The 21,380-nt window shown below is 60.8% G+C and carries 22 protein-coding genes; 7 read left to right on the top strand and 15 right to left on the bottom strand.

Annotated features, from left to right (window positions below; all coding sequences use genetic code 11):
• Nucleotides 1-9: 9 nt before the first annotated feature.
• From ABFB52_RS15670 to ABFB52_RS15645, 6 genes are all read right to left on the bottom strand, one after another.
• Entirely contained in the window at nucleotides 10-459 is a 450-nt protein-coding gene (locus tag ABFB52_RS15670; protein ID WP_085745563.1) for a hypothetical protein, read from the bottom strand.
• A gap of 158 nt (nucleotides 460-617) precedes the next feature.
• On the bottom strand, nucleotides 618-1,259 hold the full coding sequence (locus tag ABFB52_RS15665; protein ID WP_085745564.1) for a DUF1345 domain-containing protein: 642 nt from the start codon (nucleotides 1,257-1,259) through the stop codon (nucleotides 618-620).
• Nucleotides 1,260-1,412: 153 nt separating this feature from the next.
• Nucleotides 1,413-1,886 (bottom strand): hypothetical protein, encoded by a 474-nt coding sequence (locus tag ABFB52_RS15660; RefSeq protein ID WP_129972950.1) that lies wholly within the window; start codon nucleotides 1,884-1,886, stop codon nucleotides 1,413-1,415.
• A complete protein-coding gene (locus ABFB52_RS15655; RefSeq protein ID WP_129972949.1) occupies nucleotides 1,883-2,329 on the bottom strand; it encodes a hypothetical protein in 447 nt (148 codons plus the stop codon). Before ABFB52_RS15655 ends, ABFB52_RS15660 begins: the two co-directional genes overlap by 4 nt.
• A gap of 126 nt (nucleotides 2,330-2,455) precedes the next feature.
• Complete coding sequence (locus tag ABFB52_RS15650) at nucleotides 2,456-5,554, bottom strand: efflux RND transporter permease subunit (RefSeq protein WP_129972948.1); 3,099 nt, start codon at nucleotides 5,552-5,554, stop codon at nucleotides 2,456-2,458.
• A 15-nt stretch (nucleotides 5,555-5,569) separates the two neighbouring features.
• Nucleotides 5,570-6,727, bottom strand: coding sequence for an efflux RND transporter periplasmic adaptor subunit (locus ABFB52_RS15645; protein WP_129972947.1), 1,158 nt, complete (start codon nucleotides 6,725-6,727; stop codon nucleotides 5,570-5,572).
• 263 nt (nucleotides 6,728-6,990) lie between these two features.
• On the opposite strand from ABFB52_RS15645, the gene ABFB52_RS15640 reads away from it, so the two are divergent.
• Nucleotides 6,991-7,692: a response regulator transcription factor gene (locus ABFB52_RS15640; RefSeq protein ID WP_129972946.1), complete on the top strand. Its 702-nt coding sequence runs from the start codon at nucleotides 6,991-6,993 to the stop codon at nucleotides 7,690-7,692.
• 4 nt (nucleotides 7,693-7,696) lie between these two features.
• Complete coding sequence (locus ABFB52_RS15635) at nucleotides 7,697-8,998, top strand: ATP-binding protein (protein ID WP_085745569.1); 1,302 nt, start codon at nucleotides 7,697-7,699, stop codon at nucleotides 8,996-8,998.
• Nucleotides 8,999-9,140: 142 nt separating this feature from the next.
• Here the strand turns inward: ABFB52_RS15635 and pncA are convergent, their stop codons facing one another.
• The 4 genes from pncA to ABFB52_RS15615 all read right to left on the bottom strand — a co-directional run bounded on the left by pncA (nucleotide 9,141) and on the right by ABFB52_RS15615 (nucleotide 11,654).
• Entirely contained in the window at nucleotides 9,141-9,767 is a 627-nt protein-coding gene (pncA, locus tag ABFB52_RS15630) for a bifunctional nicotinamidase/pyrazinamidase (RefSeq protein WP_102688062.1), read from the bottom strand.
• A gap of 50 nt (nucleotides 9,768-9,817) precedes the next feature.
• Nucleotides 9,818-10,576 (bottom strand): twin-arginine translocation signal domain-containing protein, encoded by a 759-nt coding sequence (locus tag ABFB52_RS15625; RefSeq protein ID WP_129972945.1) that lies wholly within the window; start codon nucleotides 10,574-10,576, stop codon nucleotides 9,818-9,820.
• On the bottom strand, nucleotides 10,573-11,031 hold the full coding sequence (locus tag ABFB52_RS15620) for a sigma-70 family RNA polymerase sigma factor (protein WP_240871912.1): 459 nt from the start codon (nucleotides 11,029-11,031) through the stop codon (nucleotides 10,573-10,575). The genes ABFB52_RS15625 and ABFB52_RS15620 overlap by 4 nt, the downstream gene beginning before the upstream one ends.
• Before the next feature lie 89 nt (nucleotides 11,032-11,120).
• The gene (locus ABFB52_RS15615; RefSeq protein ID WP_011334294.1) at nucleotides 11,121-11,654 is read right to left on the bottom strand and encodes a tetratricopeptide repeat protein; all 534 of its coding nucleotides are present in this window, start codon (nucleotides 11,652-11,654) and stop codon (nucleotides 11,121-11,123) included.
• Between the two features lie 158 nt (nucleotides 11,655-11,812).
• Here ABFB52_RS15615 and ABFB52_RS15610 point away from each other — a divergent pair, with 158 nt between their 5' ends.
• The 3 genes from ABFB52_RS15610 (at nucleotide 11,813) to nudC (ending at nucleotide 14,318) form a co-directional block, all read left to right on the top strand.
• Nucleotides 11,813-12,586 carry a class I SAM-dependent methyltransferase gene (locus tag ABFB52_RS15610; protein ID WP_129972943.1) on the top strand — a complete coding sequence of 258 codons (774 nt, stop codon included), beginning with the start codon at nucleotides 11,813-11,815 and terminating at the stop codon, nucleotides 12,584-12,586.
• 82 nt (nucleotides 12,587-12,668) lie between these two features.
• Nucleotides 12,669-13,481: a crotonase/enoyl-CoA hydratase family protein gene (locus ABFB52_RS15605; RefSeq protein WP_085745575.1), complete on the top strand. Its 813-nt coding sequence runs from the start codon at nucleotides 12,669-12,671 to the stop codon at nucleotides 13,479-13,481.
• Nucleotides 13,482-13,487: 6 nt separating this feature from the next.
• Nucleotides 13,488-14,318, top strand: a complete 831-nt coding sequence (gene nudC / locus ABFB52_RS15600) for an NAD(+) diphosphatase (RefSeq protein ID WP_039768669.1) — start codon at nucleotides 13,488-13,490, stop codon at nucleotides 14,316-14,318.
• Here nudC and ABFB52_RS15595 read toward each other — a convergent pair.
• Entirely contained in the window at nucleotides 14,286-15,065 is a 780-nt protein-coding gene (locus ABFB52_RS15595) for a TSUP family transporter (protein ID WP_007951261.1), read from the bottom strand. The genes nudC and ABFB52_RS15595 overlap by 33 nt on opposite strands.
• A gap of 258 nt (nucleotides 15,066-15,323) precedes the next feature.
• Here ABFB52_RS15595 and sfnG point away from each other — a divergent pair, with 258 nt between their 5' ends.
• The gene (gene sfnG, locus ABFB52_RS15590) at nucleotides 15,324-16,418 is read left to right on the top strand and encodes a dimethylsulfone monooxygenase SfnG (RefSeq protein ID WP_129972942.1); all 1,095 of its coding nucleotides are present in this window, start codon (nucleotides 15,324-15,326) and stop codon (nucleotides 16,416-16,418) included.
• Between the two features lie 42 nt (nucleotides 16,419-16,460).
• Here the strand turns inward: sfnG and ABFB52_RS15585 are convergent, their stop codons facing one another.
• Both ABFB52_RS15585 and ABFB52_RS15580 read right to left on the bottom strand, forming a co-directional pair.
• Nucleotides 16,461-16,940, bottom strand: a complete 480-nt coding sequence (locus ABFB52_RS15585; RefSeq protein ID WP_085745578.1) for a nuclear transport factor 2 family protein — start codon at nucleotides 16,938-16,940, stop codon at nucleotides 16,461-16,463.
• Nucleotides 16,941-16,993: 53 nt separating this feature from the next.
• Nucleotides 16,994-17,560, bottom strand: coding sequence for a TetR family transcriptional regulator (locus ABFB52_RS15580; protein ID WP_007951264.1), 567 nt, complete (start codon nucleotides 17,558-17,560; stop codon nucleotides 16,994-16,996).
• Nucleotides 17,561-17,816: 256 nt separating this feature from the next.
• On the opposite strand from ABFB52_RS15580, the gene pssA reads away from it, so the two are divergent.
• A complete protein-coding gene (pssA, locus tag ABFB52_RS15575) occupies nucleotides 17,817-19,160 on the top strand; it encodes a CDP-diacylglycerol--serine O-phosphatidyltransferase (protein ID WP_129972941.1) in 1,344 nt (447 codons plus the stop codon).
• 63 nt (nucleotides 19,161-19,223) lie between these two features.
• Here pssA and efeO read toward each other — a convergent pair whose 3' ends face one another.
• Complete coding sequence (gene efeO, locus ABFB52_RS15570; protein ID WP_085687128.1) at nucleotides 19,224-20,048, bottom strand: iron uptake system protein EfeO; 825 nt, start codon at nucleotides 20,046-20,048, stop codon at nucleotides 19,224-19,226.
• Between the two features lie 21 nt (nucleotides 20,049-20,069).
• Entirely contained in the window at nucleotides 20,070-21,368 is a 1,299-nt protein-coding gene (gene efeB / locus ABFB52_RS15565; protein ID WP_102688069.1) for an iron uptake transporter deferrochelatase/peroxidase subunit, read from the bottom strand.
• Nucleotides 21,369-21,380 lie beyond the last annotated feature (12 nt).

Genomic DNA, 21,380 nt, shown 5'->3' with positions numbered 1-21,380 from the left:
GCGGCTGCATCACTTCAAGACTTGAAAACCTCCCTTCAACTGGAAGGTAGTGCCATCGGCGTTCTCCAGCGTCACATTGAAATCGGCCGCGACATTCTTTTGATCGCTCGCAGGCTTGATCTCGATGTCACCTGAAATGCCTTCACTGATCGCAGTGCCGTCTTTATAGCTGACGGCTACGTCAGAGCGGCTGGTCAAGACATGTTTCCCGATCGGGAAACCATCGGGGACGATCAGGGTAAGTTCACGTGCCGGGTTTGTTTTGGCTTTCGTGCCCGAAGGTGGCCGATCAATGGCGGTTATCTCTACCGCGTCGATTTTGTCAGGGCCGACCTTTTTGGTTTCAATCAGTCGGGAAGAGGCAGTGAAGTCCGCGACAGGGGCTCCACCGTTGGCGAAAGCTTTTGCGGTCACAAAATTACCGGGGGCAAAACTGGTGCGTCTGATCACAGCGTTCATGAATTGGATCTCCGTTCACTTTGGGGAAGTATCCAAAGGCCATTGGGCCCTAACTCTGGATGCATCATAAAAGCGCGATTCAGGCGATCTGTACACTGTCAGACTTGACAGGTTACAGCCCTTGAAATCTGTGAGCGAATAGCCACTGACGCCAGCCCTCAGCCAAACAATCCGGCGGCGATGTTGATCGAGAAACCCAGAATCGCTGTGTTGAATACGAAACCGATCAGCGACTGCGCCAGCACGATCTTGCGGATCTCCCGCGTGGCCACGCCGACATCCGCCGTCTGCACCGCGACGCCGATGGTGAACGAGAAGTACAGAAAGTCCCAGTAATTGGGCGTCGTCAGGCCTTCGGCAAAGCGCAGCGCCGGCTCTTTGCCGTCCCAGGTGTAAAACAGCCGGGCGTAGTGGACGCAGAAAATCACCCCGATCAGCAGCCATGAGCCAATGACCGTCAGTGCGGTAAAACCGTAGTGCATCAATTTGTGGTGGGTATCCAGATCCTTGCTGCCGACAAGTTCCAGGGTGATGGCCGCCAGGCTGGCCAGCGCCGCAATACACACCACGAACAGCACCAGCCCGGCGTTTTCATCTTCGACGACGGCGATCTGCTTGACGTCCGGCGCCTTGGCCCTGGCGGTGAGCCAGAGCATCAGCGCCAGGTAGGTCCAGACCCCGGCATTCCAGCCAATGAGTATTTTACTGATGACGGAATCGGCGGGTACCAGAAGGCCGACGGCAAGGCCGACCAGGAACGCGGCAGAGAGGCGAGGGTGGGTGCGGGCGAGGAAGCGCATGGGCGGCTCTTTGTTGACGGCGTCGAGCAAACCATAGCATGGGTGTGGGTTCTGGCTGGCGCGGAGGACTGCAAAAAGAAACCTTGTGACTCTGTCAGCATCGACAAGAAGCCCAAGGTTTTTATGTTTCAGAAGGATGGGCGGGAAGCTGGATCAGTTATGGATCTGAAGCTTGCCTTTGGAGACTGTCACGGTTTTTGGAACAGCGTCACCGTTCTGGCCGAGGAAGTCGAACTCGGCTTCAATTTGCCCCTTCTCCGAGCCGGCAACAGGGAAGCTGAGAAAGGTGACTGTCCCTTGAATCGCTTTGTAAAAAGGATCGATACCAAGCGCGAGTCTTTCCACGAAAACCGCTCTGACCAGACTGACATCCGTATTCAAGTCGTAGGGGGTATTCAAACTGGCGGTTTGCACCACATTCAGAACAATACTCAGACTCCGTTGAGGACGACTCGGGCCATCAATCCACCATTCTCCCCTGGCTGACCAGGCCTCTTGTTTGAAAAGTTGATCGTATTGAGTCGTGAGGAGAACCGTTTCTGCCGTGTAGCTATCCTTCACTGGCGGCTCCAGGCCATCGACGTCAGCGGTCAAGCTACCTTCGGACACTGGTTGAGCAGCACTCATGGTTTTGCTCTCCCTTGGTCGTTCGGCACCAGATGCAGTTCTCCGTTGACAGTCACTTTCTCCTTTCCATCCTGCGACACCGCAACGAAGTCGAACGTTGCCATGGCTTCATCTTTAGCGGCGTCCACGGTGACAGTGACTGTGCCGCTTTGCGCAAAGAAAGGCGCCTCGACAGAGCTTGATGTACTTTTCCACCAGCTGCCTGACGCTTGGCGATCAGGATCGGCGAAATCGAAGGTCTGGTTTTCCATATCGCCCTTGTTTATGAAATTCAGGGCAATGTTTCTGCGTTCATTCGGCCATTGCACCAACGAGGCCCACCCCTGAAGGGAGCGGCCGATACCCAATGAGTAGAACTTTTCTTCTGCGTTAAAATTCCGGAGTTCGGGATCGCTCGTGGTGGCTGTGAATTTGCCATCTGCATTGCCCTTTACATTCGTCATGAGAAGCTCCTGATTCAAGTCAAACCGCTAAGTCAAACGTGACAGGAGCTAGCCTAAGTTTTTGGAGCAATTGGCGAACCTGTCAACTTTGACAGGTGTAAAAACCTATCGGCTTATAGCGAAACTTCATTTTTTGCCAGCCCACCGGGCTACGGCTTTCACCACCACCACAAAAAAAACCGGCACAAAAATCACCGCCAACGTCGCGGTAATCATCCCGCCAATCACCCCGGTACCAATCGCCTGCTGACTCGCCGAACTCGCACCCGTGGCAATCGCCAGCGGCACCACGCCCAGAATGAACGCCAGCGAAGTCATGACGATCGGCCGCAACCGCAGACGCGCCGCTTGCAGCGTAGCGTCAATCAGGTCATGCCCTTCGTTATACAGACTCTTGGCAAACTCGATGATCAGGATCGCGTTTTTCGCCGACAGGCCGATGATGGTGATCAGGCCGACCTTGAAGAACACGTCGTTGGGCATTCCGCGCAAAGTCACCGCCAGCACCGCGCCGAGTACGCCCAGCGGCACAACGAGCAGCACGGAGGTCGGGATCGACCAACTCTCATACAACGCCGCCAGGCACAGGAACACGATCAGCAGCGACAGCCCGAGCAGAATCGGCGCCTGACTGCCGGACAAACGTTCCTGCAACGACAGACCAGTCCATTCCTGACCCAGGCCTTTCGGCCCCTGAGCCACCAGCCGTTCGATTTCCGCCATGGCTTCGCCGGTACTGTGGCCGGGTTTAGGCTCGCCGGAAATTGAGATCGCCGGGTAGCCGTTGTAGCGGGTCAGCTGCGCCGGGCCCTGGGTCCATGTGGCTTTGACGAACGCCGACAGGGGCACCATTTTTCCGGCGTCGTTGCGCACATGCATTTTCAGCAGGTCATCGACCTGACTGCGACGGTCACCTTCAGCCTGCACGACAACGCGTTGCATCCGCCCCTGATTGGGGAAGTCGTTAACGTACGAAGAGCCAATGGCGGTGGACAGCACGGCGCCAACATCGGCGAACGAAACCCCCAGGGCATTGGCCTGCTTGCGATCCACTTCCAGCTGCACTTGCGGTGCTTCGGCCAGCGCGCTTTCACGCACGTTCATCAGGATCGAGCTTTTCTCGGCGGCTTCCAGCAACTGGGTGCGCGCCTCCATCAAGGTCGCATGGCCGAGGCCTCCACGATCCTGCAGGCGGAACTCGAAGCCGCTGGACGTACCGAGACCGTCAACCGGCGGCGGCAGCACGGCGAACGCCACGGCGTCCTTGATCTGGCTGAGGGCGATGTTGGCGCGGTCGGCAATCGAGCTCGCCGAGTCGTCGCTGCCGCGCTGCGACCAGTCCTTGAGCGTGGTAAACGCCAATGCGGCGTTCTGCCCGCTGCCGGAGAAGCTGAAACCGAGAATCACAGTGCTGTCGCCCACGCCCGGTTCGCCGGCGTTGTGCGCTTCGATCTGCTCGACCACCTGCACCGTACGGTTCTTGCTCGCACCGGGCGGCAGTTGGATGTCGGTGATGGTGTAACCCTGATCTTCAACCGGCAGGAACGAGGAGGGCAGGCGCGCGAAGCACAGGCCCAGACCCACCAGCAACACAACGTAGATCAGCAGATAACGACCGGTGCGTTTCAGCGCGTAACCGACCCAGCCTTGATAGCGATCGGTCAGTTGCTCGAAGCGACGGTTGAACCAGCCGAAGAACCCGGTTTTCTCGTGGTGTTCACCCTTGGCAATCGGCTTGAGCAAGGTTGCACACAGTGCCGGGGTCAAGGTCAGGGCGAGGAAGGCCGAGAACAGAATCGAAGTGGCCATCGACAGTGAGAACTGGCGATAGATGACGCCCACCGAACCCTGCATGAACGCCATCGGAATGAACACCGCGACAAGCACCAGCGTAATGCCGATGATCGCGCCGGTGATCTGGGTCATCGCCTTACGCGTCGCTTCTTTCGGCGACAGGCCTTCGGTGGCCATAATCCGTTCGACGTTCTCCACCACCACGATGGCGTCGTCCACCAGAATGCCGATGGCCAGCACCATGCCGAACATGGTCAGCACGTTGATCGAGAAACCCAGCGCCAGCATCGTCGCAAAAGTACCCATCAACGCCACCGGCACCACCAGCGTCGGAATCAGTGTGTAGCGGATGTTCTGCAGGAACAGGAACATCACCGCGAACACCAGCAGCATCGCTTCGCCGAGGGTATAGATCACTTTGGTGATCGAGACCTTCACGAATGGCGACGTGTCGTAGGGAATCTTGTATTCCACGCCCGCCGGGAAATAGCGCGACAGTTCATCCATCTTCGCCCGGATCAAAGTGGCGGTGCTGAGCGCGTTGGCGCCCGGCGCCAGTTGCACGCCGACGGCGGTGGATGGCTTGCCGTTCAGACGGGTGCCGAACTGGTATTCCTGGCTGCCGATCTCGACCCGCGCCACATCCTTGATGCGCACGGTGGAGCCGTCCGGGTTGGCCTTGAGCACGATGTCGGCGAACTCTTCCGGGGTCGACAGTTGTCCCTTGACCAGAATCGTCGCGGTGATTTCCTGAGTGCTCGGGTTTGGCAGATCGCCGATGCTGCCCGCCGAGACCTGGGCGTTCTGCGCGACGATGGCGGCGTTGACGTCGGCCGGCGTCAGGTTGAAACCGATCAGCTTCTGCGGGTCGACCCAGATCCGCATCGCCCGTTCGGCGCCATACAGCTGGGCCTTGCCGACGCCGTCGATGCGCTTGATCTCGTTCATCACGTTGCGCGCCAGATAATCGCTGAGCGCTACGTCGTCGAGCTTGCCGTCGCTGGAGGTGAGGGTGATCAGCAACAGGAAACCGGCGGAGACTTTCTCCACCTGCAAACCTTGCTGGTTGACCGCTTGCGGCAGGCGCGACTCGACCACTTTAAGGCGGTTTTGCACGTCAACCTGTGCCAGTTCCGGATTGGTGCCCGGCTGGAAAGTGGCCTTGATGGTGGCGCTGCCGAGGCTGCTCTGCGATTCGAAATACAGCAGGTGATCGGCGCCGTTGAGCTCTTCCTCGATCAGGCTGACCACGCTTTCGTCGACGGTCTGCGCCGAGGCGCCCGGGTACACGGCATAGATTTCGATCTGCGGCGGCGCGACGTCGGGGTATTGCGCGACCGGCAATTGCGGGATGGCCAGTGCACCGGCCAACAGGATGAACAGCGCGACGACCCAGGCGAACACCGGGCGGTCGATAAAGAACTGCGGCATAGAAGAGCGTCCTGCTTACTGACCAGAGGTCTGGGCAAGTGGAAGAGGGGTGTCGTCGACCTGCACCACTTCGCCCGGACGGGCGTGTTGCAGGCCTTCGATGACAATGCGGTCGCCGGCCTTCAGGCCGCCGGTGACGATCCAGCGGTCGTTCTGCACGGCACCAAGCTGAACCGGCTGCTGGGCGACGCGCATCTGATCGTCGATGGTCAGCACTTGGGCCACACCGGCGCTGTCGCGCTGCACCGCGCGTTGCGGCACGGTAAGGCCGTGCTGGATCACGCCTTGTTCCAGGCGCACGCGAACATAGCTGCCGGGCAGCAGATCGAGATCCGGGTTGGGAAACTCGCTGCGCAGGATGATCTGGCCGGTGCCCGGATCGACGGTGATGTCACTGAACAGCAATTTGCCTGGCAGCGGATAAAGGCTGCCGTCGTCCTGGATCAGCGTGGCCTTGACCTGATCCTGGCCGACCTGCTGCAACTGGCCGGACCGGAATGCCCGGCGCAGTTCGTTGAGTTCGCGGGTCGACTGGGTGAGGTCGGCGTGGATCGGGTTCAGTTGCTGGATCAGCGCCATGGGCGTGGTTTCGTTCTGGCCCACCAGTGCGCCTTCGGTCACCAGCGCGCGACCAACGCGGCCGGAAATCGGCGCGGTGACGGTGGCGTAACCAAGGTTCAACTTCGCGCGCTCGACGGCAGCCTTGTTGGCGGCCACGTCGGCGGCAGTCTGCCGGGCATTGGCGCGGGCGTTGTCGTAATCCTGTGCGCTGATGGCCTTGTCGTCGATCAACTGGGCGTAGCGCTGTTCCTGCAGTTTTGCCTGGAACGCGTTGGCCTCGGCCTTGCGCAGGGCGGCTTCGGCGCTATCGAGGTCAGCCTTGAACGGTGCCGGATCGATGCGGAACAAAACATCGCCCTTTTTCACGTCGCTGCCTTCGCGGTAGGTGCGTTGCAGCACGACGCCGGCGACCCGGGCGCGGACTTCGGCAATGCGCGGCGCGGCAATCCGCCCGCTGAGTTCGCTGCTGATCGACAGGGGGCGCGCCTCAAGGGTTTCGATCCGCACGGTGGCCGGCGGCGCCTGTTCCTCGGCGTTCGAGGATTTATCACAGGCACTCAGCGTCAGCGCCAATGCGATCAGGCCGAGCCCGGCCAGCAGATTCTTCGACATGTACAACCCCCAATATTGATCTGCGCATCCTACGGACAGTCGCCGAGGGTAGCGGTGAAGCTTTGTAGGCGCTGTGTGAAATTGTGTAAGGGTTTTGCTCCGGGACGAGTGAGGGCGTATATCCTTTACGCCTTGATATTTATTGCGACAGATAAAGCACCGCGAGCAGGCTCGCTCCCACAAGGGATTGCATTCCAAATGTGGGAGCGAGCCTGCTCGCGATAGCGGACGATGGGTCGCCACTGTATTTCTGGATCACCTCAATGCCCAACATTCTTCTGGTCGAAGACGACACCGCCCTCGCCGAACTGATCTCCAGTTACCTCGAACGCAACGGTTACTCCGTCAGCGTGATCTGCCGTGGCGACCATGTGCGCGAACGGGCGCGGCTCAATCCGCCGGATCTGGTGATTCTCGACCTGATGCTGCCGGGCCTCGACGGTTTGCAGGTCTGTCGCCTGTTGCGTGCCGATTCGGCCACGCTGCCGATCCTGATGCTCACCGCCCGCGACGACAGCCACGATCAGGTGTTGGGCCTGGAAATGGGCGCCGACGATTACGTCACCAAACCCTGTGAGCCGCGCGTCCTGCTGGCGCGGGTCCGGACTTTACTGCGGCGCAGCAGCCTCGGCGAGCCGATGACCGCCAACGACCGGATCCTGATGGGCAATCTGTGCATCGACCTGTCGGAACGCACGGTGACCTGGCGCGAGCAACCGGTCGAGCTGTCCAGCGGCGAATACAACCTGCTGGTGGTGCTGGCCCGTCATGCCGGCGAAGTGCTGAGCCGCGACCAGATCCTGCAACGTCTGCGCGGCATCGAATTCAACGGCACCGATCGCTCGGTGGATGTGGCGATCTCCAAGCTGCGGCGCAAGTTCGACGACCACGCCGGCGAGGCGCGCAAGATCAAGACCGTGTGGGGCAAGGGTTATCTGTTCAGCCGTTCCGAGTGGGAATGCTGATTCGATGTTCAGAATCCTGTTTCGCCTCTATCTGGTGACGATCGTCTCCTACAGCGCGGCGATCTATCTGGTGCCGGATCTGGTGGTGATGGCGTTCAAGCAGCGATTCGTCACCTACAACCTCGACTATTCCCGAGGCCTGCAATCGCTGATCACCAAGCAGTTTCGCGCGGTGCCGCAGGATCAGTGGCCAGCGCTGGCAGCATCGATGGACAAGGATTTTCAACCGCTGCACATCGTGCTCGCCCGTATTGATGACCCTGGCTTTACCGCCATCGAGCAAGAGCGGCTGCGGCGTGGTGAGAACATGGTGCGGGTGGGCGACTGGGGCTGGCGCACGCTGGCGGTCACGCCGCTCAACGACGAAATGGCGGTGCAGATGGTGGTGCCGCCGGATCCGATGGACGTGAACCTGCTGTACTGGAGCATCAACGTGCTGATCGGCGCCAGTCTGCTGGCGTGCCTGTTGCTCTGGTTTCGCCCGCACTGGCGCGATCTGGAACGCCTCAAGGGCACGGCCGAACGTTTCGGCAAGGGCCATTTGAGCGAGCGCACGCAGATTGGCGCAAGCTCCAACATCGGCAGTCTGGCCAATGTGTTCGACACCATGGCCGGCGATATCGAAAACCTGCTCAACCAGCAGCGGGACCTGCTCAACGCCGTGTCCCACGAATTGCGCACGCCGCTGACCCGCCTGGACTTCGGCCTGGCGCTGGCGCTGTCCGATGACTTGCCGCAAGCCAGCCGCGAACGCCTGCAGGGGCTGGTCGCGCACATTCGCGAACTGGATGAATTGGTGCTGGAGTTGCTGTCCTACAGTCGCCTGCAGAATCCGGCGAAGTTGCCGGAGCAGGTCGAAGTGTCGCTGGACGAGTTCATCGACAGCATTCTGGGCAGCGTCGATGAAGAACTGGAATCCCCGGAAATCGTCATCGATGTGCTGCTGCACAATCAGCTGGAACGCTTCTCCCTCGACCCGCGCCTGACGGCCCGGGCGATTCAGAACCTGCTGCGCAACGCCATGCGCTACTGCGAAAAACGCATTCAGATTGGCGTGCAGGTCTGCCCGAAGGGCTGCGAGATCTGGGTCGATGATGACGGCATCGGCATTCCGGAAGACGAGCGGGAGCGGATTTTCGAGCCGTTCTATCGACTGGATCGCAGTCGCGATCGGGCGACCGGCGGGTTTGGCCTGGGGCTGGCGATCAGCCGGCGGGCGCTGGAAGCGCAGGGCGGGACGTTGACGGTGGAGGGTTCGCCATTGGGCGGGGCGCGTTTCAGGCTTTGGCTGCCAACCCCGACCTGATGATCGCTGAGGTCCCACCCAGAGCGCTGATCGTTCCCACGCTCTGCGTGGGAATGCCGCCCAGGACGCTCCGCGTCCTTTGTGACGCAGAGCGTCACCGTATGCATTCCCACGCGGAGCGTGGGAACGATCAGCAAGTCGGTCAAAGCAGTTCAGTGGACTGGATCAACCCAACCCCAGCTACCTGCATCCGCTCGATCGCCGACGCCAGCGAGCCGTTCAAATCAATCGCCCGGCAAGCATCCAGCACCACAAACGCATTGAACCCCGCCGCCCGTGCATCCAGCGCGGAGAACATCACGCAGAAATCCAGCGCCAGGCCAACCATGTACACCGTGTCGACCCCGCGTTCCTTCAGATAACCGGCCAGACCCGTGGTCGTGACGCGATCCGCTTCCAGAAACGCCGAATAGCTGTCGATGTCCGGGTTGCAGCCCTTGCGGATGACCAACTGCGCGTGGGGCAGATCGAGTCCCGAGTGAAACTCGGCACCGCGTGAACCCTGAATGCAATGATCCGGCCACAGCGTCTGCTCACCGTACGGCAGTTGAATCACGTCGTAAGGCTGGCGGCCTGGATGGCTGGAAGCAAACGAAGCATGCCCGGCCGGGTGCCAGTCCTGGGCAATGACCACTTGCTTGAACTGCCCGGCGAGCCGGTTGATCAGCGGAACGATAAGGTCACCTTCGGGCACGGCCAACTGGCCGCCGGGAATGAAGTCGTTCTGCACGTCGATGACCAGCAGGGCTGTGCGTGGAGAAATCGGCATAAATCCATCCTTCGTGGAAAATCACCCGAGCAGCATAGTGACAAAATTCTTTAAACGTTCAGCTGGGTCTTAAACATTTTCGCCATCTCCTCCAGCTCGTAAGCCGGGTGGTGGCCGATCAGCATCCAGGCGTGTTCGCGTTCGGTCCAGTAAACCACGTTCATCCCGTGCCGGCGTTCATGGGCCAGCGGCTGGCTGCCGCTGTTGGTGCGCGTGACGCATAGCGCCAGCGGGCCGTGGGTGGCGTCGAGCCAGGTCATCTGGGCGATGGGCACGCCGTCATACTCGAGCAATTGCGCGCGTTTGAACTGTGCGCCCGGCAGTTTCAGTTTCGCCGGCGACAGGCTCACGCCCAGCCGCGCATCGACGGTTCGCAGCTGCGCCAGTTGCGAGGCTTCGTCGGTGGGCAGATGTTCGAGGGTCTGCGGCACATACAGCGCCATGTAATCGCCCACCAGCTCGCGCCAGTTGTGCGATTGCTGCGTTTGCCAGGCCAGGAACAAGCGGTCCGCCGCGACACCTGCGAGCGCCACGCCCGCTGCTGCGGCGCCTATGAACCAGCGCCGGCTCAAACCGGGCTCCTGCGGTGACGGCGCGGCATCGAGCCGGGCCTGCAAACGGCCGAGCGGCGCCTGTTGGGCCAGTTCGTCGTAGGCAGCCTTGAATGGCAGGTTGCTGCGACTCAGCCATTGCACGCGCAAACTCAGCAGCGGATCGTCGGCGATGAGGCTGTCGAGTTGGCTGCGCTGTTCGCGGTCAAGTTCATCGTCCAGATACGCCACCAGTTGCTCGTCGGAAGGCGCATTCATTGCCGGTCTCCTGCGGGGCTGTTCGGTACCGCTTGCAGCGGCGGGTATTCGGCCAGTTTCAGGCGCGCGGTGGCCAGCCGGCTCATGACCGTGCCGATCGGCACTTGCAGGATCTCGGCGACTTCGCGGTAGGACAGGCCCTCGACGTAGGCCAGATAAACCGTTTCGCGCTGGGTTTCCGGCAGCGCATCGACCCGGCGGATCACCTGTGCCGCCATGACGTGGGTTTGCGCGGCGTATTCGCCATCGAACGTCAGCTGGCTGTCGGCGTCCGTCACGCCCTGGCCCTGGCGCACCCGGCGGGCGCGCACTTCATTGAGCCAGATCGAATGCAGGATGCTCAGCAGCCAGCGATCCATGCGCGTGCCGGCCAGGTACTGGCCCGAACGCTCGAGCGCCCGCACGCAGGTGGCTTGTACCAGATCCTCGGCCACGTGCCGATTGCGCGACAGCAGCAAGCCGTAGCGCCACAGGCGCGCCAGGTGTTGCCCGAGTTCGGCTCTGAAGGCCTGATCGCTGAAAATGTTCGCCTCCGCGTGTCGTGTCAGGTTTTCGATGAATCGTTGATGGCTTCGGCCAGGTCCCGGTATTCCTCGCAGGTCGTGCCGCAGATCTTCTGGATGTGCTGCAACTGCTCCTGCGCCAGATCGACGCGGCCCTTGATCACATAGGCTTCGCCCAGGTATTCGCGGACTTGCGCGTACTGCGGATCAAGTTTGACCGATTGCAGGTAGTAACCGATGCCTTCGTCGGTGCGCCCCAGTTTGCGCGTGGCGTAACCGCGATAGTTGAGGGCCTTGGCGGTGTTCGGTTGTTCCAGCGTGTCGAGCAGGGCCAGGGCTTCTTCATAACGGCCGGCCTTGGCCAGACGGTAGGCGTAGTCGGTCCGGTCGGCGTCGGGCACCAGATGGCTGGTCTGCATCACGCACTTCTGGGTCTTGGTGTCGAACACCTGGCCTTTGGGGCAGTTGGGTTTCTGCACCGGCTCGTCTTCATCGCCGTGGGCCAGGGCCAAAGGGCTGGACAACATCGCGGCCACCAGCAACGGGGCGGCGAACATAACGGAACGGATAGTCATGGGCAAGGCTCCACAGGGGGTCATGTTTCACTTTGAACACCGCAGGGTGAAAATTTATTCATTGCTTTGTCAGGCTTTGTTAAAGGAAAGCCCTTTTTCCGGCGCTATGCTCGTCAGCATTCGTTGTCGATCTGCAGTTCTACCATGGGAGTTTGGCCATGAAAGATCAGGTTCACCACGCGGCCGCCAGCGGCTACAAAACCGCTGCCGACACCTACGTCAAAGGCCGGCCCGACTATCCGCCGGCCGTCAGTGAATGGCTGACGGGCACGCTTGGCCTCGATGGCCACAAGACCGTTATCGACCTCGGCGCCGGCACCGGCAAGTTCACCGGACGGCTGGTGGCGACCGGCGCCCAGGTGATCGCCGTGGAACCGGTGGCGCAGATGCTGGAAAAACTGTCGCTGGCCTGGCCGCAGGTGCTGGCCGTCAGCGGTACGGCAACGGGTTTGCCGCTGCCCGACGCCTCGGTGGATGCCGTGGTCTGCGCCCAGGCCTTTCACTGGTTTGCCAGCACAGAAGCGCTGGATGAAATCGCCCGGGTACTCAAACCGGGAGGCAAGCTGGGCCTGATCTGGAACCTGCGCGACACCCGGATCGACTGGGTGCCCAAGCTGGACGCCATCGTCAATGCGCTGGAAGGTGACACACCGCGCTTCTACACCGGCGAATGGCGCAAGGCCTTTCCCCATCCGGCGTTCGGGCCGTTGCAGGCGCAGCACTTTCAGCATGGCCATACCGGCTCGCCGGAGGATGTGATTTTCAACCGGGTGCGCTCCACCAGTTTCATTGCGGCGTTGAGTGACCAACAACGTGCGAAGATCGACGAGCAGATTGCTCAACTGATTGCCGGCGAGCCGCAGTTGCGGGGCAGGGAAGTGGTGACGGTGCCTTACGAGACCGCCGCCTTCGTCGCGGTGAAGAACGGCTAGAGTCCCGCATTTGGCCGAACCGCCGTGCTGATGCCTTGTTATAGTTCGGGCCTCATTTTCAGCCCGGTAAAGGACTTCTGCCATGACTCAATACACCGCCTTCAGCGTCGAACTGGCCGACAACATCGCCCATGTGCAGATCAATCGTCCGGAAAAGATCAACTCGATGAACGCCGCGTTCTGGAGCGAAATCGTCGAGGTGTTCCAGTGGATCGACGACACCGACGAAGTGCGGGTGGTGGTGCTCAGCGGCGCCGGCAAACACTTTTCCTCGGGCATCGACCTGATGATGCTGGCCGGCGTGGCCAATGAGCTGGGCAAGGACGTTGGCCGCAATGCGCGCCTGCTGCGCAAGAAGATCCTGACCCTGCAAGCATCCTTCAATGCGGTCGACAATTGCCGCAAACCGGTACTCGCGGCGATCCAGGGGTATTGCCTGGGCGGCGCCATCGATCTGATCGCCGCCTGCGACATGCGCTACGCCGCCGAAGACGCGCAATTCTCTATTAAAGAAATCGATATCGGCATGGCGGCTGATGTAGGCACTTTGCAACGGTTGCCACGGATCATCGGTGACGGCATGCTGCGTGAGCTGGCTTACACCGGTCGCACCTTTGGCGCCGAAGAAGCGCGCAGCATCGGTCTGGTCAATCGCGTCTACAGCGACAAGGACAGCCTTATCGAAGGCGTGATGGACATTGCCCGGGACATCGCCGGCAAGTCGCCGATCGCGGTCACCGGCACCAAGGAAATGATCAGCTACATGCGCGACCATCGCATCGACGACGGTCTCGAGTACGTTGCCACCTGGAACGCCGCCATGCTGCAATCCAACGATTTGCGCGTGGCCATGGCCGCCCATATGAGCAAACAGAAACCCGAATTTCTGGATTGAGAAACCATGACATCTCGCTGGACCACTGCAGTACTGGACACCGATCAACCCGGCGGCTGGGCCGTGGCGCGCAGCCCCGAGGGTTTCCTGTTCGATGACAACGGCGCGCTGTTCCCGCGGGAATGGCTCAAGCGCCAGGACTTGTCGATCCTTGCCGAGCACGGTATCGGTCATCTCGATGGCGAGCCGGTGTATCTGCTGGAACTGCGCAGCACCAGCGAGGTGCCGGGTTGCAACTGGAAAGGCCTGCGGGCGTTCATGCTCGATGGCGATCACACGATCTACAAAGTGCTGGGTTATGCCGCGCAAATCGGGACGTGGGCGCGCGAACACCGTTTCTGCGGCAATTGCGGTCAGGCCATGACCCAGGTGCCACGGGAGCGGGCGATGTATTGCCAGCCGTGCGACCTGCGCAGTTATCCGCGGATTTCGCCGAGCATGATCGTGCTGGTGACCCGTGGCGATGAAGTGCTGCTGGCGCGCTCACCGCGTTTCGTCACCGGGGTCTACAGCACGCTGGCCGGGTTTGCTGAACCGGGTGAGTCGGCCGAGGATTGCCTGATCCGCGAAGTGCGCGAGGAAGTGCAGATCGAGGTGAAGAACATTCAGTACATGGGCAGCCAGTGCTGGCCGTTCCCGCACTCGATGATGCTCGGCTTCCATGCCGAATACGCCGGTGGCGAGATTGTCTGCCAGGAAGACGAGATCGAAGACGCCCAGTGGTTCAACGTGCACGATCTGCCGCCGTTGCCGGCGTCCAAATCGATTGCCCGTTACCTGATCGACGTCTACGTGGCGCGGCGCTTAGGCCACGCTGAACCAGTGCTGCCAGGCTAGACGCACGGTCAACCCCAGCACCACGGTGATGAACACCGGACGAATGAACTTGGCGCCGCCGCTGATCGCGGTGCGCGCCCCGAAGAATGCGCCGACCATCACCGACAGGCCCATGCTCAGGCCGATGATCCAGTCCACCTGCCCGGAAAACACGAACACCGACAGCGCCGCAATGTTGCTGACGAAGTTCATGCTGCGCGCCACGCCGCTGGCCTTGACCAGATCGATCGGGTACAGCAGCAGGCTGCTGACCGTCCAGAACGCGCCAGTGCCGGGGCCGGCTACGCCGTCGTAGAAACCGAGGCTGAAGCCCTGGGTCGATTGCCACTTCTTCTTGATCGGTGCGTCGCTGTCCAGCGGCGCTTTCGGCGTGCCGCCAAACAACAGGTACAGGCCACAGGCGAAGACGATCACCGGCAGCATCTTGTTCAGCCACTCGGCGGGCAGGTAATGGGCGACGACGGCGCCGGTCAGCGCACCGACCAGCGTGCCGACGATGGCGTGCATCCACTGCCGTGGGTGAAACAGCTTGCGTCGGTAGAAGGTGAAACTGGCGGTGGCCGAACCGAAGGTCGAACTCAGTTTATTAGTGCCCAGCACCAGGTGCGGCGGCAGGCCGGCGGTGAGCAACGCAGGCGTGGTCAACAGACCGCCACCGCCGGCGATGGCGTCGATGAATCCGGCAATGAAAGCGACAAGGGCCAGAACGGCCAGGGTGGTGAGGTCAACGCTGAGTTCGAAAGGCATGGAATCGGCTTATTTCGGCAGGGCGCAGAGCTGGGCTGCGGGGAGGGCAGTCATGTTACTCATTTCCGAATGTTGCGGCGACCCATAAGACTCGACCAGCGACGGCTCAACTGTTGCCCACCCAACACGCACCCAACAATTCACCCTCTCACCATGCATGCCGATTTCCGGAGAAACCAATAAAACCGGGTCTCCCGCCGCTGGCACGCTTGCTGCTCTGGCTTACTCAACTTCATCAACTGTCCCGAGGACACGCCAATGAGTCAGCAAGCCGTGAAATTTGCCTACTGGGTGCCGAACGTCAGCGGTGGCCTGGTGGTCAGCAAGATCGAGCAACGCACCGATTGGGGCATCGACTACAACCGCAAACTGGCGCAATTGGCCGAGGCGGCGGGTTTCGAATATGCCCTGACGCAAATCCGCTTCACCGCCGGTTACGGCGCCGAGTTTCAGCATGAATCGGTTGCCTTCAGCCACGCGCTGCTCGCGGCCACCAGCCAACTCAAAGTCATCGCCGCCATCTTGCCCGGCCCGTGGCAACCGGCGCTGGCGGCCAAACAATTGGCGACCATCGATCAACTCACCAACGGCCGGATTGCGGTGAACATCGTCAGCGGCTGGTTCAAGGGCGAATTCCAGGCGATTGGCGAGCATTGGCTGGAGCACGACGAGCGCTATCGTCGTTCTGAAGAGTTCATCCGTTCATTGCGAGGGATCTGGAGTCAGGACAACTTCACCTTCCGTGGCGATTTCTATCGCTTCGACAATTACAGCCTCAAACCGAAACCGCTGGGCCGCCCGGAAATCTTTCAGGGCGGCAGCTCCCGTGCCGCACGTGACATGGCCGCGCGGGTATCGGACTGGTATTTCACCAACGGCAACAGCGTCGAGGGCATCAAGGCGCAGGTCGACGACATTCGCGCCAAAGCGGCAGCGAATCATCATTCGGTGAAAGTCGGGGTGAATGCTTTTGTAATCGCCAGGGATACCGAGGAAGAAGCCAAAACGGTGCTGGCGCAGATCATTGATCAGGCTGACCCGGAAGCGGTGAATGCGTTCGGTGATGCGGCGAAACAGGCGGGCAGGGCGTCGCCGGAAGGTGAGGGTAACTGGGCCAAATCGACCTTTGAAGATCTGGTGCAGTACAACGACGGCTTCAAGACCAACCTGATCGGTACGCCGCAGCAGATTGCCGAGCGCATCGTCGCGTTGAAAGCGGTGGGGGTTGATCTGGTATTGGCGGGGTTCCTGCATTTTCAGGAAGAGGTGGAGTATTTCGGTCAGCGGGTGTTGCCGCTGGTGCGGGAACTTGAGGCCAAAGCGCAATCGGCCCGGACTGCCGAATTCGCCTGAAAATCCCTCCTGCATACTGTGCAGGAGGGATCGGCTACTTAATTACAGACCCAGCTCGGACAATCCCGGATGATCATCCGGGCGCCGGCCCAGCGGCCAGTGGAATTTGCGTTCGCTTTCCTTGATCGGCATGTCGTTGATGCAGGCGTAACGCTGGAACATCAGGCCGTTGTCGTCGAATTCCCAGTTCTCGTTGCCGTAGGAACGGAACCAGTTGCCCGAGTCGTCGTGCCACTCGTAGGCGTAGCGCACGGCGATGCGGGTGTCGGAGTAGGCCCAGAGTTCCTTGATCAGGCGGTAATCCAGTTCCTTGGCCCATTTGCGGGTCAGGAAAGCCTTGGCTTCTTCGCGGTTGTTGGCGAATTCGGCGCGGTTGCGCCATTTGGTGTCCAGGGTGTAGGCCAGCGACACGCGCTCCGGGTCGCGGGAGTTCCAGCCATCCTCGGCCAGACGAACTTTTTCAATGGCCGATTCGCGGTTGAACGGTGGCAATGGCGGACGAACTTCGGCTGCAGTAGACATGTTTGTCTCCCGATCTATTAACAGTTAAACAACTTGTCAGGCTTATTAAGGTGTTACAGGTCCAATAACTTTCGCGCCATGCATTGCGCATTATCGGCGGCACTGTGATCACCCATCACAAGCGCTACGGTAATGGCACCGTCAATCAGGATCAGCAGCTGTTTGGCCAACAGTTGCGGATCCTCGGCACCATGTTCGGTACACAGCTCGCACAGGTAGTCGAGCAGTTTCTGTTTGTGGTCTTTGGCGACCAGGCGAACCGGATCCTCGGGATCGCCGGTCTCACCGCTGGTGTTGATGAAGGCACAGCCCCGGAAACCTTCCGAGGCGAACCAGCCCTTGAGCACGGTAAACAGGTTGAGCAGACGATCGGCCGGGGTTTCGGCCTGATCGACGGCGCTTCTGTACCAGTGCATCCAGCGCACGTCTCGTCGTTGCAGGGCGGCGACGGTCAGCTCCTCCTTGTTGGCGAAGTAGCGGTAGATACTCTTTCTGGAAACGCCGGCGGTTTTCACCAGAAGATCCATACCGGTGGCAGCGATGCCACTTTTGTAGATCAACTTTTCGGTGACATCCAGAATGATGTCTCGGGTCGTGTCGTTGCTGGTGATTTCGTTCATGTGGCGAACAGTAGAACGATCGTTCTCCTTGGTCAAGCAGTTATTTTATGATCGCTCTCGCGTTCTACTTGATCGTTCCCACGCTCTGCGTGGGAATGCCTCAAGGGACGCTCTGCGTTCCAGCTCTGGAAGGGACGCGGAGCGTCCCGGGCTGCGTTCCCACGCAGAGCGCGGGAACGATCAATCAGGCGGGAAGACCCGAAGGAGTTGATGGTGTAAGCTCTCGGTTCTTCGGATTCGACCCATTGCGAGCCCTATGCCGTTGCTTTTCAAACGCTCTCTGCTGCCCAAACTGCGCAGCTTTCCGCTGACCGCCGAGGCCGTGACGATCCTGCCCGGCGCCGCCGATTTCCGCCGTTGCCTGCTGGAGAAAATCGCCCAGGCGACCCAGCGCATCTACCTCGTCGCGCTTTATCTGCAAAACGATGAAGCCGGCCAGGAAATCCTCGATGCCTTGCACGCCGCCAAACTCAAGCGTCCCGAGCTTGAAATCGCGGTGGTCGTCGACTGGCTGCGGGCCCAGCGCGGCTTGATCGGTGCCGGCAAACAGCCGGGCAACTCGGTGTGGTATCAGGAAATGACCCGCACCCACCAGAGCGTGGTGCCGGTCTACGGCGTGCCGGTGCAGACCCGCGAGTTGTTCGGCGTGCTGCACCTCAAAGGCTTCGTGATCGACGATTGCGTGGTCTACAGCGGTGCCAGCCTGAACAACGTCTACCTGCACAAGTTCGACAAGTACCGTTTCGACCGTTATCACGTGCTGCAAAGCCGCGAACTGGCGGACTCGATGCACCATCTGGTCAAGCACGGCCTGATCGAATCGAAAGCGGTGCATCGCCTCGACCTGCCGAACCTGCCGACCACCCGCAGCCTGCGCAACGACATCGGCGATCTGCGCAGCCGCCTCAAATACGCGGCGTATGACACCAGTGCCGGCAGCACGGCGCATACCGGTCTGTCGGTCAGTCCGTTGCTCGGCGTGGGCAAGAACAACCCGCTGAACCGGGTGATTCTGGAGCTGATCGCCAGCGCGCAGAAGCAGCTGACCATCTGCACGCCGTACTTCAACCTGCCGCTCGGCGTGATCCGCGAGATCAACCGGGCGCTGGCCCGCGGCGTGAAGATCGACATCGTGGTCGGCGACAAGACCGCCAACGACTTCTACATCCCGCCGACCGAGCCGTTCAAGGTGATCGCCGCGCTGCCGTATCTCTACGAGATCAGCCTGCGCCGTTTCGCCAAGCGTCATCAGCGCAACATCGACAGCGGCCAGTTGAACCTGCATCTGTGGCGTGAAGGCGACAACAGCTATCACCTCAAAGGCATGTGGATCGACCAGCGCTATACGCTGCTGACCGGCAACAACCTCAATCCGCGGGCGTTCCGTCTCGATCTGGAAAACGCCTTGCTGATCGATGACCCGAAAGGCGAGTGGCTGGAACCGCGCCGCGTGGAGCTGGAAAACATCTTCGTTCACACCACGCGGATCGCACGTTTCCAGGATCTGGAAGCCTTGCCGGACTACCCGGCGGGCGTGGCCAAGTTCCTCAAGCGCGTGAGCCGGGTGCGGGTCGAGCGGTTGCTCTATCGCATTCTCTAAAACCGGCCCACAAAAAATCCCCCGAACGCAGCAAGCGTCCGGGGGATTTTTTTATGCGCGGACTCAGTTCAGCCCGAGTTTGCCACGCAATGTCGACAGGTCTTCAGCCAGGGTATTGACCGGGCCGACCAGCGCCTTGCGGTCGTTGTCCTTCACCTTGTCGTAAGTCTCGAAACCGCCGTCCTTGGTCTTGTACTTCGCCAGGATCTTGTCCACCGTGGCGAAGTTCTTGTCGACTTTGGCAACGAAGGCCTTGTCCTGTTTCTCGATCTGCGGACGGAACAGGTCGACGATTTTCTTCGCGCCGTCGATGTTGCCCTGAAAGTCGTACAGGTCGGTGTGGCTGTAGCGGTCTTCTTCACCGGAGATCTTGGTTGCGGCGACTTCTTCGAGCAGCGCAGCGGCGCCGCCGACGACTTTTTCCGGCGGGAAGGTCAGGCCGGCGACGCGGGTCTGCAGGTCCTTCACGTCCTTGTTCAGGCCATCGGCCAGGGCGTCCAGATCCTTGGTGCTCTTTTCCGAGAACAGCGAGTATTCGATGCGGTGGAAACCGGTGAAGTCTTCGGCTTTCACGCCTTGCTCGTGGTCGTCGACGCGGGAGTCGATGGACGCGTCTAGGTCACTGAACAGCTCGGCGATCGGCTCGATCGACTCGTAATAGACGCGGGTCGGTGCGTAGAGCTTCTGTGCGGTGGCCAGGTCGCCTTTTTTCACCGCGTCGGTGAACTGCTGGGTGTGGCTGGCCAGTTCATCCAGTTGTTCGGTGACGTAGATCTTGTAGTCCGACACCGGCCCCACCAGATCCAGAGGCGCGGTCGCGGCGAACGCCGACAGCGGGGTGTTGAGCAAACCTAGGGTGAGCAATAACGCAAGTGGCGTCTTTTTCATGGGGGCGGCTCCTGTTGAATGCTATGCAGTTGTTTTTGGTTGAGTAGCGTTGAGCAGCGAGCGACCAATGAAATCCTTGTCGCCCGTGACACCCGGCAGGGTGAAGAAGTAACCGCCGCCGACCGGCTTGAGGTATTCCTCCAGCGGCTCGCCGTTGAGGCGGGTCTGCACGGTGATGAAGCCTTTTTCCAGGTCGGCCTGGTAGCAGATGAACAGCAGGCCCATGTCGAGCTGGCCATTCTTGTTCACGCCGTTGGAGTAGTTGAACGGACGGCGGAGGATCAGGTTGGCCTGGCTCGCGGCGGTGCGCGGGTTGGCCAGGCGGATATGCGCGTCGAGTTTGGTCAGCTTGCCTTCCGGATCCTTGCTGTAATCCGGGACTTCGGTTTCATGGCTGGCGCCCATCGGCGCGCCGGTGGTTTTGACCCGGCCGATGATGCTTTCCTGTTCCTGCAACGGCGTGCGGTCCCAGCGTTCGACGAAGTTGCGGATGATCCGCACCGCCTGATAACTGCCGTGGGCCGCCCAGGCCGGTTCGTCGCTGCCCGGTTGCACCCAGACGATGCGGTCCATGGCCTTGCCGTCGTTGGAATCCGGGTTGGCCGAACCGTCACGGAAACCCAGAAAGTTGCGCGCCGATTGCGCCGGCACACCGGGTTTGGCAGGGGCTTGCGGCGGCACGCTGCCTTCCTGTTTCCAGCGCACCAGCAGCAGGTCCGGCAGGTTTTTCACGATGTCGCGCAGGGCGTGGATGTTGGTGTCGGCGGTGTTGGAGCAGAACTGCAGGCTCAGGTCGCCGTGGCAGCAATCGGCTTCCAGCGCATCGTTAGGGAAACCGACCATGCGCACCAGACGCTTGGGTTTGGCGGACGCGAGGCCGAAGCGCTCGTCGAACAGCGATTCGCCCACCGACACGGTGATGGTCAGGTTGTCCGGTGTCACCACCGGGCCGAGGATGCCGGAGTCCGGCGGCGGCAGCTTCGGATCGATCTGCGCCACCGGGCCGCCCTTCATCAGAAATGAGATGCGCTCGTTGAGGGTGCGGAACAGACGCTCCAGGTCTTCACGGTCGCTGGCCAGCACATCGAACGACACCAGCATGCCGGCCGCCGGACGCGGGGTGACGATGCCGCTCTGGTGCACGCCGTGAAAGTCGTGGTGATCCTGGGTCTTGTCGCTGCTCGGCGCTTCGGTGACTTGCGCAGGGGCAGCAGCCATCGCCGGGCAGCTCAACGCCGTGCCGGCCAGTGCGACGCCAGCGGCGCCCATGCCCATCAGTACTCGGCGACGTTGCAGGTTGAAGTGTTCGGAATCGTTCATCGGTATTCGTCT

Source organism: Pseudomonas sp. 9.2(2024), assembly GCF_039695385.1.
In the GTDB taxonomy this organism is placed as follows: Bacteria; Pseudomonadota; Gammaproteobacteria; order Pseudomonadales; family Pseudomonadaceae; genus Aquipseudomonas; species Aquipseudomonas paraglycinae.
The sequence above is the reverse complement of the archived record's forward strand: the minus strand, read 5'-3'. Positions and strand labels throughout refer to the sequence as shown.